Genomic DNA, 1,395 nt, shown 5'->3' with positions numbered 1-1,395 from the left:
TAATAATTTCTATAACATCAGCATTTACAACAATGATACAAATCTTTTCTCAAATCGAAATAACAGGAAAAGTAAATGTAGGGGAGGTCGTAGTAAACAATAATCTTAAATTCAAACTTTGTATACTTTATTTTTAGCTTTAAGCCCTTGATGCTTTTGCCACATCGCATCAAGCATTTTATTTATTGCTAAAGTATTATGATTTATAGCTATATCAAACCAATCATCATTACCTTGTTCCAAACAAAAATTCAAAAAATCAATATAATTATCGATTTCTTTAGCCTTAATAAACTGAAATATTTGTTTCATAGCATGTAAATTTTGACTAGAAGAAAGCTTAAAAAAATCAGCAATATCAGCACCATTGTGTGCTCTTATATCCTCAATCGAATATTGATATTTTTCTGGATTATCCATATGCGCAAAATATCTAACCATACCCTTTGCCGAGCCAACTTTTTGAGGAATAGGCGTATTCAACGGTTCAATAATATCATTTATCCTCTTAATAGTGACAGGTCCAGAAAACCTTAGCAATATATGCCAATGAGCTTTTTTCTTACTACCATCAGAATTCACATCTTTGTTATGCAGCGGACTCTCTACCCACTCTAAATGAGTTTGATTCAAAATATCTCGCCAATTTTCAGGCGCACTTTCAGGATAAACAATAAACGTCCAGTCTCTGCCTTTAACCAATTTTTTCTTTTTTTCAATCATAATAAAAACCTCACTTTCGGCTATCAATACCAACTAGCAAGGTCTAATACAATTAACCAATCGGGAAAAAATATTTACTTTTATCCCAAAATTGAATAGAATTATTCTTAACAAAACATTTTTGCGTTTGTATTGTTACCTAAGCTGACCCGCCAGTCGGCTTTTTTTATATCTAAAAATTATTATAGCAAATAGTCATTAAGGCGAGAAAGGCTTTTTCAGCTCTTCTCGCCTTTTTATTTAGCTTAAAAGGTTTGTTAAGTGTCAACTCCTTAAAACTCTCCCAGAAGCTCATAAAACGTCCTTACAGCCGTTTTTGAGACTTCTAGGGATAATTTACCGTTGACACTTCATACAGCATAAAGGGCACCTATACTACAAAATTCGCCCATGATTTTTTTGCATTTGATTATTAATTCTTTTCTCAACTAATTTTTCTGCGGATTTATAAACGTCTGCCTCAATCCCATAACCAACAGCTTTAATACCTTTGTACGAAAAATATTCTGAAATCATTTCAGACAAAATACCAACTTGCTTTTTAGTAAAACCAATTTGTTTAATTGCATATCTAAGATTTTGAGCAATCTCCTGTTCAGTAGTTATATTCTCTGCTAAATCTAAAAACTTATTAAAAACTTCTTTGTTTTGATAAAAGCCAAATCGTTTTTT

General features: G+C 31.4%; 2 protein-coding genes. Both read right to left on the bottom strand.

What is annotated here, in order from left to right:
- Positions 1-111: 111 nt before the first annotated feature.
- The gene (locus tag BM203_RS08275) at positions 112-723 is read right to left on the bottom strand and encodes a replication protein (protein ID WP_090094259.1); all 612 of its coding nucleotides are present in this window, start codon (positions 721-723) and stop codon (positions 112-114) included.
- Between the two features lie 375 nt (positions 724-1,098).
- A partial coding sequence (locus BM203_RS08475) for a hypothetical protein (RefSeq protein WP_090094257.1) occupies positions 1,099-1,395 on the bottom strand: 297 nt, incomplete at its 5' end.

Origin of the sequence: Lactobacillus bombicola (assembly GCF_900112665.1) — a bacterium.
GTDB lineage: Bacteria > Bacillota > Bacilli > Lactobacillales > Lactobacillaceae > Lactobacillus > Lactobacillus bombicola.
This window is presented reverse-complemented; position numbering and strand designations above follow the sequence as displayed.

Bases quoted from the DNA above. Each gene is read 5' to 3' on its own strand.
- BM203_RS08275 (WP_090094259.1), bottom strand. From the start codon at position 723: ATGATTGAAAAAAAGAAAAAATTGGTTAAAGGCAGAGACTGGACGTTT.